16 protein-coding genes are annotated in these 13209 nt (G+C 72.6%); 7 read left to right on the forward strand and 9 right to left on the reverse strand.

The window, feature by feature from the left end; translation table 11 throughout:
- Positions 1–42 precede the first annotated feature (42 nt).
- The 4 genes from OHU35_RS00965 to OHU35_RS00980 are packed head-to-tail and all read right to left on the reverse strand — an operon-like array spanning position 43 to position 2820.
- A complete protein-coding gene (locus OHU35_RS00965; RefSeq protein ID WP_405504195.1) occupies positions 43–960 on the reverse strand; it encodes a DUF6895 family protein in 918 nt (305 codons plus the stop codon).
- A complete protein-coding gene (locus OHU35_RS00970) occupies positions 957–1919 on the reverse strand; it encodes a DUF6895 family protein (protein WP_405504197.1) in 963 nt (320 codons plus the stop codon). The genes OHU35_RS00965 and OHU35_RS00970 overlap by 4 nt, the downstream gene beginning before the upstream one ends.
- Positions 1916–2611 (reverse strand): hypothetical protein, encoded by a 696-nt coding sequence (locus OHU35_RS00975; RefSeq protein ID WP_405504199.1) that lies wholly within the window; start codon positions 2609–2611, stop codon positions 1916–1918. The genes OHU35_RS00970 and OHU35_RS00975 overlap by 4 nt, the downstream gene beginning before the upstream one ends.
- Before the next feature lie 20 nt (positions 2612–2631).
- Positions 2632–2820 (reverse strand): hypothetical protein, encoded by a 189-nt coding sequence (locus tag OHU35_RS00980; protein WP_189729786.1) that lies wholly within the window; start codon positions 2818–2820, stop codon positions 2632–2634.
- Between the two features lie 210 nt (positions 2821–3030).
- Between OHU35_RS00980 and OHU35_RS00985 the strand changes: the two genes are divergently transcribed.
- Both OHU35_RS00985 and OHU35_RS00990 read left to right on the forward strand, forming a co-directional pair.
- Positions 3031–3564 carry a DoxX family protein gene (locus tag OHU35_RS00985; protein ID WP_405504200.1) on the forward strand — a complete coding sequence of 178 codons (534 nt, stop codon included), beginning with the start codon at positions 3031–3033 and terminating at the stop codon, positions 3562–3564.
- Positions 3565–3641: 77 nt separating this feature from the next.
- Complete coding sequence (locus OHU35_RS00990) at positions 3642–4205, forward strand: hemerythrin domain-containing protein (protein ID WP_189729789.1); 564 nt, start codon at positions 3642–3644, stop codon at positions 4203–4205.
- A 74-nt stretch (positions 4206–4279) separates the two neighbouring features.
- Here the strand turns inward: OHU35_RS00990 and OHU35_RS00995 are convergent, their stop codons facing one another.
- Together OHU35_RS00995 and OHU35_RS01000 are read right to left on the reverse strand one after the other, a co-directional pair.
- Complete coding sequence (locus OHU35_RS00995) at positions 4280–5245, reverse strand: NAD-dependent epimerase/dehydratase family protein (RefSeq protein WP_189729791.1); 966 nt, start codon at positions 5243–5245, stop codon at positions 4280–4282.
- Positions 5246–5373: 128 nt separating this feature from the next.
- Positions 5374–5904 carry a hypothetical protein gene (locus tag OHU35_RS01000; RefSeq protein WP_189729793.1) on the reverse strand — a complete coding sequence of 177 codons (531 nt, stop codon included), beginning with the start codon at positions 5902–5904 and terminating at the stop codon, positions 5374–5376.
- A gap of 251 nt (positions 5905–6155) precedes the next feature.
- On the opposite strand from OHU35_RS01000, the gene OHU35_RS01005 reads away from it, so the two are divergent.
- Both OHU35_RS01005 and OHU35_RS01010 read left to right on the forward strand, forming a co-directional pair.
- The gene (locus OHU35_RS01005) at positions 6156–6785 is read left to right on the forward strand and encodes a hypothetical protein (RefSeq protein WP_359896285.1); all 630 of its coding nucleotides are present in this window, start codon (positions 6156–6158) and stop codon (positions 6783–6785) included.
- Positions 6782–7318 carry a hypothetical protein gene (locus tag OHU35_RS01010; protein ID WP_189729795.1) on the forward strand — a complete coding sequence of 179 codons (537 nt, stop codon included), beginning with the start codon at positions 6782–6784 and terminating at the stop codon, positions 7316–7318. Before OHU35_RS01005 ends, OHU35_RS01010 begins: the two co-directional genes overlap by 4 nt.
- Positions 7319–7348: 30 nt before the next feature.
- On the opposite strand, the gene OHU35_RS01015 is transcribed toward OHU35_RS01010, so the two are convergent.
- Positions 7349–7672: a hypothetical protein gene (locus OHU35_RS01015; RefSeq protein ID WP_189729797.1), complete on the reverse strand. Its 324-nt coding sequence runs from the start codon at positions 7670–7672 to the stop codon at positions 7349–7351.
- Positions 7673–7896: 224 nt separating this feature from the next.
- Between OHU35_RS01015 and OHU35_RS01020 the strand changes: the two genes are divergently transcribed.
- Both OHU35_RS01020 and OHU35_RS01025 read left to right on the forward strand, forming a co-directional pair.
- The gene (locus OHU35_RS01020; protein WP_359896255.1) at positions 7897–8352 is read left to right on the forward strand and encodes a hypothetical protein; all 456 of its coding nucleotides are present in this window, start codon (positions 7897–7899) and stop codon (positions 8350–8352) included.
- 61 nt (positions 8353–8413) lie between these two features.
- Complete coding sequence (locus OHU35_RS01025) at positions 8414–9268, forward strand: fructosamine kinase family protein (protein ID WP_359896256.1); 855 nt, start codon at positions 8414–8416, stop codon at positions 9266–9268.
- Positions 9269–9317: 49 nt separating this feature from the next.
- On the opposite strand, the gene OHU35_RS01030 is transcribed toward OHU35_RS01025, so the two are convergent.
- Together OHU35_RS01030 and OHU35_RS01035 are read right to left on the reverse strand one after the other, a co-directional pair.
- Complete coding sequence (locus tag OHU35_RS01030; protein ID WP_359896257.1) at positions 9318–10745, reverse strand: alkaline phosphatase family protein; 1428 nt, start codon at positions 10743–10745, stop codon at positions 9318–9320.
- Positions 10746–11004: 259 nt separating this feature from the next.
- Positions 11005–12321, reverse strand: coding sequence for a hypothetical protein (locus tag OHU35_RS01035; protein ID WP_229873418.1), 1317 nt, complete (start codon positions 12319–12321; stop codon positions 11005–11007).
- Between the two features lie 95 nt (positions 12322–12416).
- Here OHU35_RS01035 and OHU35_RS01040 point away from each other — a divergent pair, with 95 nt between their 5' ends.
- Positions 12417–13031 carry a hypothetical protein gene (locus tag OHU35_RS01040; protein ID WP_405504203.1) on the forward strand — a complete coding sequence of 205 codons (615 nt, stop codon included), beginning with the start codon at positions 12417–12419 and terminating at the stop codon, positions 13029–13031.
- Positions 13032–13209 lie beyond the last annotated feature (178 nt).

Here is a 13209-nt window from a genome sequence, read left to right on the forward strand (position 1 = left end):
CATCACGCGGCTCGCCCTGCCGCCAGGCATGCCGGCGGGTCGTCACGAGGCGTGTGCCAGGCGGGACAGGGAGCGGGATGTGGCCAGTACGGAGGCGTAGGCGGCGACCAGGGTCGGGTGGTAGACGATGTCGAACACCTCGTCGGGGGCGCCCTCGGGCATCGTCCGCAGGGCCGGCATGGCGCCGTCGGGCTGCTGTGCGGCGGCGAAGCCCTCCCAGGCCCGTTCGTCCAGGGTGGGGCGGGGCAGGCAGGCGTCGACCACCAGCAGTTCGCCGAGCAGGTCCCAGCGCTCGAGGTCCAGCCAGTCGTCGATCCAGACGGGCAGCCAGGTCGCGAGGTAGTCGGCGGTGGCGGGCGGCAGGCCGTCCGGGTTCTCCCCCCAGTCGGTCAGGTGGAACACGTTGTGCGTGACGTCGTAGGCGATGTGCCCTTCCACCGTCCAGGGCTCGGGGGTGCGGGCCAGCCAGGTCGTGTCCCGCAGTTCGGCCTCCGCAGGACGCGGCGGGAGGCCGAACCGGCGCTGGAACGCGGACAGTCCGAGCCTGCGGGTGGGGGTCGCCTCGAACGACACCCAGCTCTCCAGCCGGTGGTTCAGGGCGGCGGCCCGCTCCACCTCCGGCTGGCTGTAGCCGAGCTCCTTGAAGGGCAGGTAGACCTCGAACGGGATGGGGGAGATCGGCTCCGTGAGCTGCCCGCGCACCAGCATGCGGCCGCCGTCCAGCGTCTCGCGCCAGGCGTGGTCGAGGAGTTGCCGGGCCAGCTGTGCCTGGCGCGATCCCGCGACCCCCTCGCGGAAGAGCACCTTGCAGATCATGGCGAGTTCGCCGATGGGTTTGAAGCGCTCCAGGAAGCCGACCTCCGGGTCGACGTCGGGTTCCAGCTGGAATCCGTCGCGGTGGGCCCACAGCCATTCCAGGGCGCCCGCTCCGACGTTGTGGATCAGGCGGGTGTCGGTCATCCCAGCACTCCTTGTCCGCCGGGCCGGTGATGCGTGCCTGCCCGGGCTCCGTCCTCGAGACGCCCTGTGGTCAGGATTGCCGCGAAGGCCGCCATGAGGGTGGGGTGGTAGTGGGAGAGGAAGTCCGGGCCGCCGTCGGGGTCCGTTCCGCCCCCTTGCTCCGGGATCGCGCCGGAGGGGTGCTGTACCGCCGCGACCCGTGCCCAGGCGTCGTCGAGGACGGCGGGTTCGGGCAGCAGCGGCAGGCTCGCCGCCACGGCCAGCAACTCGCAGCCGAGGTCCCACATCCCGGCGTCCAGACAGGTGTCGAGCCAGGGCGGCAGCCAGTCGGCCAGGTAGTCGGCCAGGTCCGGTGGTACGCCCCCGGGCCCGGCGCGCCCCCAGTCGGTGAGGTGGAAGACCACGTGGGTGAGGGAGTAGCCGGAGGACTGCTCGAAGGTCCAGGGCTCGGGCAGCCCGGCCAGCCAGGTGTTCCGCAGCGCCTGCGGCATCGCGTCGGAGGGCCGGATGCCGCTGCGTGTCTCGGCGTTCAGGACGCCGAGCCGCCGGGTGGGCTCCTGCTCGGTGAGCCGCCAGCCGCGGGTGCGGGCCACTGTGGCGGTGGCCGCCTCGTAGCCGGGGTGCCGCAGGCCCGCGGCGGCCATGGCGGCGTACACCTCCAACGGGTAGGTGGCGAAGGGCTCCAGCCGTTGCAGGCGCACGAACAGCTCTCCCCGGCCGGTCTGTTGCCACGCGAAGGTCATGAGGTCGGCCGCGCACGCGTGGAGCGGATCCGGGGGCGCGGTGTGCCGGGACACGGTCGCGCACACCTGGGCCAGTTCCCCGAGCGGTTTCCAGCTGCGGTTCACCTGTCCGTCGGCGGCCAGCGCGTCCTCGCCCAGCGCGAACCGCTCGCGATGTGCGGACACCCACGCCAGCGCGTCCTCGGCCACCTGCCGTGGCCCCCGTACGTCCCTCACACGAACGCTCCCGTCCGTGTCAGCCGTGCGGCCTTCACCTGCAGTGCCACGAGCGGGTCCTGACCGCCCATCAGCTCCACGAAGTCCAGGCCGTTCTCCAGCCCCAGCGTCCGCGGTACGCCGTCCAGCAGGGTGAGCCAGCGTCCGGCGCCGGCCGCCTGCCGCCAGTCTCTGCGGCGTACGGCGCGCACGAAGCCGCGGGCGACGTCGACCGGCCGGTGCACGGCCGCGCGGGCGACCGCGCTGTCCTCGCCTGGCAGGGCGAGGGCGGCCAGCACCGCGAGCTGGTGCGTCAGGAGTTGCCAGGTCGCGCCCTCGAGCCAGGCGGCGTCGGGTTCTTCGTCCGGGCCGTCGATGTGGCCCGGGTCGAGCCGCCGCAGCGTGCGTAGCATGGCCCAGTGGCTCCACACGACGGTGGGGGCGGCGTGGGCGCCGGGCGGGTAGGTCTCCACGGCCTTCCGGAACACGGCGAGTTCGTCGGGCGGGGGCGGGGTGCGCTGAAGGATGCTCGGCAGCAACGCGTCGGCTCCCAGCACACGTACGGCCGCGAGGGCGAGGCCCTCCGCTTCCGGGTCGACCGCCACGGGGGCGGCCGCACGAGCGTGGTCTCCGCTCCGAAGAGCGGAGACCACGCCGGAAGCGAGGTCCTGCACCGCGTCCTGCAAGAGAGACGAAGTGCCTGACTGCTTCATGGTTACTCCTGTCGATCCACTCAACCCTTCTTGGGGCGCGGGGTGGGCGGCGACAGGAGGAGACCGAATCCGCCCTTGAACAGCGCGAGTGCGGCGCACTCACGGCTGTCGCGGTAGATACCGTCGGTCTCTGCCGGGTCGAGTGCCGCCTCGATGTCGGCGCTCTGGATGCCCGTCAGTTCCTTGGCGACCTTGTCGGTGGGGGACATTGCACCATCTCCTTGGGGGAAGCGGATGCTTTCTCCTCTAGTGCACCTGATGGGGACAAATCATGCCAACTTACCCATTGGTTTATTTACATCACTTGTTCAACATCCGGCGCACGCGTATCAGCCCCGCAGTGCGAACCGGGTGCGTGCTTTCGCCCCTGACGGGGAACCCGGCGAGCGCTGTACCCACCGACACCCTTGGAGAGGGCCATGAGTCTGTTGCGCGTGCTCGGCCGCCCCATGCTGGCCTCGATGTTCCTGACGGGCGGCCTGAGTTCCGTCCGCGCCCCGGAGGAGGTCGCCCCGGTCGCCGAGCCGGTCGTACAACCGGTCACCGAACGTGTCTCGGCGCTGCCCGACCACACCGAGCAGGTCGTACGGCTGAACGGGGCCGTACAGGTCGTGGCGGGCCTGATGCTGGCCACGGGGCGCATGCCGCGTCCGGCCGCGCTGGCCATCGCGGCCACGCTGGTGCCCACGACGCTGGCGGCGCACCGCTTCTGGGAGGCGGAGGACCCCGCGGAACGGGCCCAGCAGCGCATCCACTTCTTCAAGAACATGTCCATGCTCGGAGGGCTGCTGATCGCCGCCGACGACACCGGCGCCCGCCCCTCGCTGCTGTGGCGCGGCACCCACGCCGCGCATGGCCTGCGGCACGACGCGGGACTGGTGCGCCGCTCCGTCCGTGCCACCGCGGGGCCGGCCGCCGCGGCCGGCCGGGTCCGGGCCAAGCTCCCCGTCTGAGCCGTCGGCGGGACCTGTTCGGGACCGCGCGTTAACCCATTCGGGCCGGGGGGACCCGGGGGCTGGAGGTGAGGGACATGGGACACGGAGGAAATGTCATCGACGAGCTGGTGACCGATCACCGCGAAGTCGAGGAGATGTTCGGCAGGATCGAGGCGCTGCCGTCCGGTCACCAGGACCGCAAGGTGTACGCGGACCAGGTCACGATCGAGCTGGTACGGCACTCGGTGGCCGAGGAGGCCTACCTGTATCCGGCCGTACGCGAACACGTGGCCAACGGGGACGCCCTCGCCGACCGGGAGCTCGCCGACCACGCGACGGCCGAGCGCATCATGAAGGACCTGGAGGGCTGCGACGCGGGCGACGCCGACTTCGACCGGCTGATGGGCATGCTGATGAGCGAGATCCGCTCACACCTCGCGGACGAGGAGGCGGCTCTCTTCCCCGCGCTGCGGCAGGCCTGTCCGATGGACACGCTCAACGAGCTGGGCGACAAGGTCCGCAAGGCGAAGAGGACCGCCCCGACCCGGCCCCACCCGGCCGCCCCCGACAAGCCTCCGGCGAACAAGCTCCTGGCCCCGGGCACGGGGATGGTCGACCGGCTGCGTGACGCGCTGACCGGCCGCGGCAAGTTCGACTGAGGCACAGCCGCGCGCACCGGGGAGCCCGGGCGCGTCGGTGCGCGGGCGAGGAACTGAGGGCGTGCCGGGGTGGGTCAGTCGGCCGTCGCGTCCTCGCGGAACCAGGCGATCGCGCGCCGCAGCCCTTCCTCGGCGCGTACCTGCGGTTCCCAGCCGAGCTTGTCGCGGGCCAGCGTGATGTCCGGGCAGCGCACGGCCGGGTCGTCCACCGGACGTGCGACGGGGCGGATCTCCGAGGCGGACCCGGTCAGTTCGACGACCAGTCGCGCCAGGTCGAGCATGCTGATCTCGGTCGGGCTGCCGATGTTGACGGGGCCGCGCATGCCGTGGGCGGCCGCCGCCAGGACGCCGCGCACGGTGTCGTCGACGTAGCACAGCGACCGGGTCTGCCGGCCGTCGCCGGTCACGGTGAGGGGCTCGCCCGCCAGTGCCTGCCGTACGAAGGCCGGCACCACGCGTCCGTCCTGGCCGCTCATCCGGGGGCCGTAGGTGTTGAACAGCCGCACGATGCAGGTGTCGGTGCCGTGGGTCTCGGCGTGGGCGGTGGTCAGCGCCTCGCCGAAGCGTTTGGCCTCGCCGTAGACACCGCGCGGGCCGACGGGGTTGACGTTGCCCCAGTAGCGCTCGTCCTGGGGGTGCTGCCGCGGGTCGCCGTAGACCTCGGAGGACGAGGCCAGGACGAAGCGGGCCTGGGAGGAGTGTGCGAGGTCCAGGGCGTTGCGGGTGCCGAGGCTGCCCGTCTCCAGGGTGTGCAGCGGCAGCCGGAGGTAGTCCGCCGGGGACGCCGGGGAGGCGAAGTGCAGGACGAGGTCGGGCCGCTGCCTGACCGGCAGTCCCTCCGTGACGTCGGCCTGCACCAGCGTGAAGCCGGGCCGTTCGAGCAGCGGGGAAATGTTCTCCGCCCTGCCGGTGCTGAAGTCGTCCACGCAGGTGACGGCGGCGCCCGCGTCCAGCAGGGCCGCGCACAGATGGGATCCGACGAATCCGGCACCGCCCGTGACGACGGCGTGTTCCCAGCTCCGTGTGAGGGCGGTGGTCATGTCGGTCTCTCCTCCGTCAGCGGCGTTGCCACGCTCAGCGTCCGCCGCCCGTGTGAGCGGGGCACGGTCGCGTACGGCAAAGGGCTGAGTTACGGAGGGTGAGGACGGGCCCTGGCAGGGGCGCCGGGTCAGGCGATCAGTGTGCGGCCCGGGTGGAGGCGGTCCAGGAGCTGGGAGTGGTGCAGGCCGGCCACCGGGGCGAGCAGGTCGGGGTGGCGCAGCAGGGCGGCGGCGCGGAGGTCGCCGTCGTCGGGGGCGACGAGCCGGCGGAACTCGGCCGGTGTGCCGGTGCTGTGGCTGCCCTCGGCGAGCGCGGCCACCGCCCGGCCGGCCAGCTCCGGGTCGGTGAGCAGGCAGGCCGCCCAGCTCGCGACGACCTCGTCCACCCAGGTGCGCCAGGCGTGCGCGTCGTCCCCGTCGTCGCCCGGGGCCGCGTCGGCGCCGGTGACCCGGTCGAGCCGCGCGGAGCCGCCGGGGCCCGCCATGCCGAGCAGGGCGGCGTCCATCTCCGTCGGGTACCTGAGCCACGCCGCGACCGTCACGGCCTGCCGGGCCTGTACCTCGCACAGGGCGGAGGCCAGCGCGCCGCCGGAGGCGGGGAAGGCGCGGGTCAGCCACTGGGCGGTCGCCGCGATGACAGGGGAGAGATCTGCTTGCACTGCCGGGCCGTCCGAAAGGGTGGGGGAAGTGGGGATCCGCTCGTAGACGGTAGCCGCCGCCGTGCTCGCCCGGGCGTGACAGGGACCTCGTCCGTGACGTGGCCTCGGCCACATCGCCGGAGCCCGGACGGAAGAGTCCGGTGCCGTTTCGCCGCGAAGGGGCCGGGCACCCGGCCCGCGTGCTCTTCCATGGGCCCGGTGAGTCCGGCGAACCCAGTGGTCCGGCCCGGCGTACCCGAAGCCGGTCGCCGCTGCGCACACTGCGCTTCGACGGCTGGATCGCGGGGATCGGAGCGGCGTCCGGCGCTCGTCTGGTGCTCGGCCACTGGGCGAGGTCGCCGTTCGGGCCGTTCAGCGACGTGATGTTCGAGGGGCCCGGCGGGCCGCGGCTGCTGCTGGCGCCCTCGCGGGAGACCGCGGACTTCGTCGCCGGTACGTACGTCTTCGACGAGGTACGGGTCGTGCCGGTCGGAGTGCGGGTCACCGACCGGCGGCACTGGGCCGTCTCGGCGCCGCCGCTCGACCTGCGCTTCAGCACCGGCCGGAGGGGCCTGCCGGGCCTCGCGCTGCGGGCGGTGCCGGTCCGGCTCGCCACGAGTCCGGGCTGGATCGCGCTGTGGGACCGGCCCGCCCGGCTGCTGGGCGCGCGCACCCACGGCAGCGCCCGGGCCGGCCGGCACCAGTGGTACGGCGTCCGGGACCTGCACCCCGTCACCTCGGCCATGGTCACCTACGAGGGCGAGAGCCTCGGCGCCCTCGCCCCGGTCGAGCCTCCCGTGCGGTTCGGGCCCGGCTCGACGCCCCGAAGTCCCTGCGTCGTACGCGTCACCACGCGAGTGGCCGTGGCACAGGGCCGGAGCAGAACAGGAGCAGTGCCATGACGGAACAGCGAGCGGACCCGCCGGGCGCACCGGGTGCCCCGGCCACGGACATGTCCCTGCTGGGCATCTACCTCAACGACCATCTCGCCGGCGCCACCGCCGGGACAGCTCGAGTCCGCTATCTGCTGCGCTCGTGCGGTGATCCGGTGCTCGCCGACGCGCTGGCCCCGATCGCCGACGAGATCGCCGAGGACCGGGCGAGCCTGCTCCACATCATGCGGCGCCTGGACGTCCCGGTGCGGCGCTACAAGGTCTACGCGGGCCGGGCGGCCGAGCAGATGGGTCGTCTGAAGAGCAACGGCAGCCTGGTACGGCGTTCCCCGCTGAGCACGCTGTGGGAGCTGGAGGCGCTGCGGCTGGGAGTGGACGGCAAGACCGCGGTCTGGCAGGCACTCCGCGCCCTGGCCGGCACGGACCGGCGCCTAGACGCGCGGCAGCTCGACGACCTCGTCGAACGGGCCCGGCGGCAGCACACCTCGCTGGAGGAACTGCGCCGCAGGCAGGTCGACGTCGCCTTCCGCGAAACCGGCTGACGCGCGGCCCTCCGGAGAATCGGCCCCACTTCACCAGAACCTGCTGCTGAGGGCGGGCTGATGCGTCAGATCCACGGCGTCGCGCAGCCGCAGCGCGACGCTGATGGTGGCGCGCAGGGCCGAGGGACGTACGGTCTGCGCGGTCTCCGTGGCCAGGACCAGCAGGCAGGCCGCCGCCTGCTCGACGACCGAGACGGGGAGGGTGAAGTCGCTGTCGGCGGCCGCGCGGAACGCCTTCAGGGGGATCGCGGCTCCGTCGATGGCCCGTTGCGCGGCCTGCTCCAGGTGCTGTGCGGCCTGTTCGCACACGGGGGCGGGCAGGGCGATGGTGCGCTGGAACGGTGAAGTCGTCATGCCCGACTGCTCCCCCGGCGGCGGCCGGTTCTGTCGGTGGGCGGCGGGATTTCACCGTCCCGCGTGACCGGCGCGTGGCGAATGTCCCGGAATCGAAACGGCCGTCGAGCCGAGCACAACGGCGGGCGGCCGGGACAGGTCTACTCCTGCGACCAAGGCAAGACAAGCAAGACAGCGCACGAGAAAACGAACTGCCGCAACAGACCACAACGGGGGTATCCAGAATGATCCGCACCACTGCGCGTCCGGCCCGCTGGCGCGCCTACGCCGTCGGCTGTGTCGCCGCTCTCGGCATCGCCGCCGCCGCGGTCCCGGCCGCCGCCGCGTCCGCCGCCGACGGCAACGACCGGTACACCGCCGAGGAGATCCACACCTTCCTCGAGGACTTCTACGGCGAGCACGGTCCCGGCGACTTCGCCCGCAAGTACGGCATCTCGCCGCAGCTCAAGGAGAAGGTCGCCGACAACCCGGAGTTCGACGTCCTGCTGTGCGCCCAGAACATCCCGGCGTCCATCGACATCGGCCCGGTCACCACGGCCCAGTCCGCGCGGGTCGGCTGGGCGACCGTGAGCACGCACTGGAACGGCGGGTCCGGAAAGGCCGACTTCACGGCCTACGTCGACCTGGACGCGACGCGGCCGATCCAGTTGCTCGACGTCGACTGCGGTTCCGGGAGCTGAGCGACTCCGCCACGACCGTACGCTGGTCGCAGCCCAGCCGCGGAGCCGAGGAGGACCACGTATGACCGCCCGTACGGACGCCGCCGCCCGGCTCACCGGACGGGTGGTCACCGGCGAACGGCCCCTGTCCGGGACCCTCGCGGAGGTCACGCTCGACGACGGCCGGGTGGTAGTCGTCAAGCGTGCCGACGATCCGGGGGCGACACGGGCCGAGGCGGCCGGGCTGCGCTGGCTGGCCGGCGCCGGGGCGGTACGGGTACCGGGCGTGCACGGCCACGACGGGAGCTGGCTGGTCATCGACCGGGTTGCACAGGGGCGGGCGAGCCGGGACGCGGCGGTCCGTTTCGGTCGTGACCTGGCGGCCCTGCACGCCGCCGGGGCGCCCGCGTTCGGCGCGCCGCCACCGGACGGGCCCGCCGACGCGTACATCGGGCTCGCCCCGATGCGCAACGAGCCCGGCACCGACTGGCCGCGCTGGTACGCCGGGCATCGTGTCCTGCCGTATCTGCGGCGCGCCGTCGACCAGGGCAGCATCGGTCCCGGTGAGGCGACCGTCGTGGAGCGGCTGTGCGAGCGACTGCCCGGGCTGGCCGGGCCGGCCGAGCCGCCTGCCCGGCTGCACGGCGATCTGTGGAACGGCAACGTGCTGTGGGGGTCCGACGGGCAGGCGTGGCTGATCGATCCGGCGGCGCACGGTGGGCACCGCGAGACCGACCTGGCGATGCTGCGTCTCTTCGGCTGTCCCCACCTGGAAGCGGTGCTGGAGGGCTACCAGGAGCAGGCACCGCTCGCCGACGGCTGGGCGGACCGCACCGGCGTGCACCAGCTGTTCCCGCTGCTGGTGCACGCCGTGCTGTTCGGCCGGGGTTACGCGGAACAGGCCCTCTCGGTGGCCCGCAGCGCCCTGGCGGAGTGACCGGTCGGCGGGTCACGTCGCGCCGTGGAGCGGACCGGGCGGGCGTGCGTCACACGTGCGGGCGGCGGCCCCTCTCCTGGCGCGGGAAGCGCTGGTCGGCTCCCGGCAGCGTCGGCTCGGGCAGGGTCGCGACCTCCTGCTGGGCCTTCCGCAGCTGCTCGGCCGTGTCGTCGGGCAGACGGGGCGGACGCGGCCGGGCGTGCGAGAAGCGGAAGGCGGAGGTCAGGTCGCCGAAGGTATCCCGCCGCCAGTCGCTGACGTTGGGCTCCTCGACTCCGGTGAACCGCTCCAGGAACCGCAGCGCGGAGGTGTGGTCGAAGGGCTCGGAGGCGACCCAGCCGCCGACGGTCCACGGCGAGACGATGATGGCGGGGACGCGGAAGCCGCCGCCGATCGGCAGCCCCTGGACGAACTCGTCCGGTGTGCCGGCGGACGGGGTCGGCGGCACCACGTGGTCGAACAGGCCGTCGTTCTCGTCGTAGTTGAGGATGAACGCGGTCTTGCGCCACACCTTCGGGTTGGAGGCGATCGCCTCGATCTTCGACGCGACGAAGTCGGCGCCCGCGGCCGGCAGGTAGTCCGGGTGCTCGGACTGGTAGCTGGTCGGCATGATCCACGACACCGCCGGAAGCCGGTCGCCCCGTGCGTCGTCCTCGAAGGTGCCCTCCGGCTGCGGCCGCACGCCCCGCTCGTACAGGTCCGAGCCCGGCTGGGCGTCCTTGAACGTCGCGAACTGCTCCAGCATGTTGCAGCCGTAGTCGTCGTCCTGCTGGTACACCTTCCAGCTGATCCCGGCCGCCTGGAGGCGCTCGGCGTACGTCGTCCAGCGGTACGGCGTGGGCGCGACGTTGCTGAGGATCGGGCCGCCCCGGGTGCCTCCGGGGTCGATGGACCCGGTCATCCACATCAGGCGATTCGGCCAGGTCGGGCCCATCACCGAGCAGAAGTAGTGGTCGCAGACGGTGAAGGTCTCGGCGAGGGCGAACTGGAAGGGGATGTCCTCGCGCGTGTAGTAGCCCATGACGTAGGGGCCGTTGACGCCGTCGGCCTTGCGGTGCGCCGGCAGCCAGCGGTCCATCCTGCCGCCGTTCCACGCCTCGTGCTGCACCGACCAGGCGTGGCTGGTGGAAGGGATCGCCTGGGCGCTGGACTTGTGGGTGTCGAGGTGGAAGGGCAGCAGATAGCCCTTGGGGTTCCCGGAGTCCGGCTGGTAGAAGACCGACCGTCCGGTGTCGAGCCGCAGGGCGTGCGGGTCGGCGAAGCCGCGGACCCCGGAGAGGGTGCCGAAGTAGTGGTCGAAAGAACGGTTCTCCTGCATCAGCATGACGACGTGCTCGATGTCGCGCAGCGAGCTGTTCTTCGGCGGCTCGGCGGCGACGGCCTTCTGGACGCTCGGCGGGAGGAGGGAGAGCGCCGCGGCGCCGCCCAGCGCGCCCGCGGCGGAACCCAGGAGTCTACGACGGGTCAACTCGGCCATGTCTGCCCCTTCTTGCTTGACAGGGAGGGTGAGCGAATGCGGCTCTCCGGAGGGCCGGCCGGCCCGGTTCGATCCGGGCCGTCGATCACTCTCCGCCCGGCGGGACCGGGCGTGTCAGGGGCAGTCGGTGAACAGGTGACCAATGCGCGGGGTGCGGTTGGCCAAGACCTGACCGGCCATATCCCCGCATTCCCTGCGCGTTGCCCCGGCTTGGGGTACGGATGGTCAGTGCGTGAACCGGGGCGCGCTCCAGGGCGGGCTACGAACGCCGCCCCTCGACCTCGGACCAGACCTCCGCGAGGAGGGCCGGGTGGTCCTCGCCGTACGTGACCACGGCCGCGAACACCGCGTCGAGAGCCGCCTGGAGCGGGTCGGATTCGGCGGCGCCGGTGATCGCGGGGAGGGCCGCGTGGGGCTGCGAGACGCGCAGGGACGGGTCCGGCGGGCCGAAGCTGATCATCACGGTGTACGGGGCGGAGTCGGAGGCTTGCGGATTCGCCGTGGTGGTCGGCGATTCCGCCTCGGCGGCCGCCGCTCTCGCCACGGCCGCTGCCGGGCCGACCACGGCCTGTGCCACCTCCTGGGGGTGCAGGCCGCGGTCGCCCGGGGACAGGGACGGCCGGAAGGGGGGCCGCTCGGGCGGGACGGCACGGCCGACGGTGCGGTCCGGGACGTGTGGGTCGGTGGCCAAGGTCTGCCACATGAGGGCGTCGTCGTCGAAGGGCGGGGGCAGCGGGCGGCTTTCGGCCAGGGCCGTGAGCGCGTCGGCGACCCAGTCGAGGGTGGTGAGACCGGCCGCCTCACAGGCACGGCGGGCGGCGAGCAGGGCCACCGCGCGCTGGGTGGCGGGACCGGAGGCGTCGAGGGCGTGGAGCAGGGCGGGGTCGAACGGGAGGAGGCCCCGGACGTTGCCGCCGACGTCACGCAGGGCCTGGCTCGGCGACTGTCCGCCCCACTTCCAGCGTTCGCGGGCGAGCAGCCGTTCCCGTTCCGCCGTCTCCTCGGCGAGGCGCTCCTGGCGTTCGGCTTCGGCGCGTTCGGCCGGGGTGGGGGGCGGCGGCAGTTCACGGGCGTAGCGGTGCCAGTGGGCGGCGCTCAGCGAGGTCTGCTTCAGGACGCGGTCCGGCTCGGGCGGGGCGGGCCAGAACTGCAGGAGATAGCGGTCCAGTTGGGGCTCGTCGTCCATCCGGGTGTCCTTCTCGCCCGCCCGGTCCATGCCCTGGGCGCAGTACCGCACCCGGTAGTCGGTCTCCTCCAGGCCGAGCGGCCAGGCCGCCTCGCCCGCCCACTGCACGAGCGCGCTGTCCCGCGACACCGGCCGGAAGGACACCTCCACCACGTCTTCCCAGACCGGGTCCAGCGGCGGGGCCTCCTCACACACCTCGACCGTGAAGCCGACATCGCCGGTGTGCAGGCCTGTGCTCAGGTGGAGGGAGCCCGGTATCGCCGCCCCGCACAGCCCCGCGCTCTGCCCGGCGAACGCCTCGGCGAGGCCCGGCCCGTAGCCGTCCGGGTCGCTCTCGACATAGATCTGGCCATAGTGCACATGCACCTCTCCCTCGACCGGCCTGCGCACGATCAGCTCCTCCTCGCAAGGGGTGGAATGGTGAACTGTCGGCATCGTGGCATCCGCCACTGACAATCAGAGCGCGAGCACGGGGGAGCGGAAAGATGCGGCACGTCTACTGGATCGGGGGCGGTAGCGGCGCTGGCAAGTCCACGATCGCCCGCCGGCTGGCCGAGCGACACGGCTGGCGTCTCTACCCGACGGACGATGTGATGGCGGACCACGCGCGACGGACCACCGCCGAGGAAGCACCGCTCCTGCACGAGTTCATGGCCATGGACATGGACGAGCGGTGGGTCGACCGGTCTCCCGACACCATGCTCGAGACGTTCCACTGGTTTCGCGGCGAGGCCTTCGAGCTGATCGTCGAGGACCTGCTGCGCATGCCGAAGGAGACGGGCGTCGTGGTCGAGGGGTTCCGCCTGCTGCCGCACCTCGTGAAGCCCCTGCTCACCGCACCCGGGCAGGCCGTCTGGCTCCTGCCCACACCGGATTTCCGCGATGCCGCGTTCCGGAGCCGGGCCACTCCGGGCGGAGGATTCACGGCCGGGACCAGCGACCCGGAGCGGGCGGACCGCAACCTCGCCGTGCGGGACGACCTGTTCACGAGACACCTCCGCGAGGAGACCGCACGCCTCCGGCTGCCCACCGTCACCGTCGACCTCACGATGTCGGAGGACGAACTCGCCGAGCGGGTGAGCGAAGTCTTCGGCCTCTGACCTCCTCCGCACGGCAATCCCGACAGTTACCCCAGATGCGAACAGGCAGCGATCACTTTCGGAACGAAGTGGCGCTCCACCGTGCGAGATCAGTCGATGACGGTGTGTACTGTGCTGCGGGTAGCTCGCCAGAGCACCTCGGACTCCGCCCTGCCCGACTCTCCCTGGGATCGCTTCG

Source organism: Streptomyces purpurascens (genome assembly GCF_045040895.1).
Classification (GTDB): Bacteria; Actinomycetota; Actinomycetes; order Streptomycetales; family Streptomycetaceae; genus Streptomyces; species Streptomyces purpurascens.

Bases quoted from the DNA above. Each gene is read 5' to 3' on its own strand.
- OHU35_RS01040 (WP_405504203.1), top strand. From the start codon at position 12,417: ATGCGGCACGTCTACTGGATCGGGGGCGGTAGCGGCGCTGGCAAGTCC.
- OHU35_RS00965 (WP_405504195.1), bottom strand. From the start codon at position 960: ATGACCGACACCCGCCTGATCCACAACGTCGGAGCGGGCGCCCTGGAA.
- OHU35_RS00985 (WP_405504200.1), top strand. From the start codon at position 3,031: ATGAGTCTGTTGCGCGTGCTCGGCCGCCCCATGCTGGCCTCGATGTTC.
- OHU35_RS01025 (WP_359896256.1), top strand. From the start codon at position 8,414: ATGACCGCCCGTACGGACGCCGCCGCCCGGCTCACCGGACGGGTGGTC.
- OHU35_RS01020 (WP_359896255.1), top strand. From the start codon at position 7,897: ATGATCCGCACCACTGCGCGTCCGGCCCGCTGGCGCGCCTACGCCGTC.
- OHU35_RS00975 (WP_405504199.1), bottom strand. From the start codon at position 2,611: ATGAAGCAGTCAGGCACTTCGTCTCTCTTGCAGGACGCGGTGCAGGAC.
- OHU35_RS00980 (WP_189729786.1), bottom strand. From the start codon at position 2,820: ATGTCCCCCACCGACAAGGTCGCCAAGGAACTGACGGGCATCCAGAGC.
- OHU35_RS00995 (WP_189729791.1), bottom strand. From the start codon at position 5,245: ATGACCACCGCCCTCACACGGAGCTGGGAACACGCCGTCGTCACGGGC.
- OHU35_RS01010 (WP_189729795.1), top strand. From the start codon at position 6,782: ATGACGGAACAGCGAGCGGACCCGCCGGGCGCACCGGGTGCCCCGGCC.
- OHU35_RS01030 (WP_359896257.1), bottom strand. From the start codon at position 10,745: ATGGCCGAGTTGACCCGTCGTAGACTCCTGGGTTCCGCCGCGGGCGCG.
- OHU35_RS00990 (WP_189729789.1), top strand. From the start codon at position 3,642: ATGGGACACGGAGGAAATGTCATCGACGAGCTGGTGACCGATCACCGC.
- OHU35_RS01015 (WP_189729797.1), bottom strand. From the start codon at position 7,672: ATGACGACTTCACCGTTCCAGCGCACCATCGCCCTGCCCGCCCCCGTG.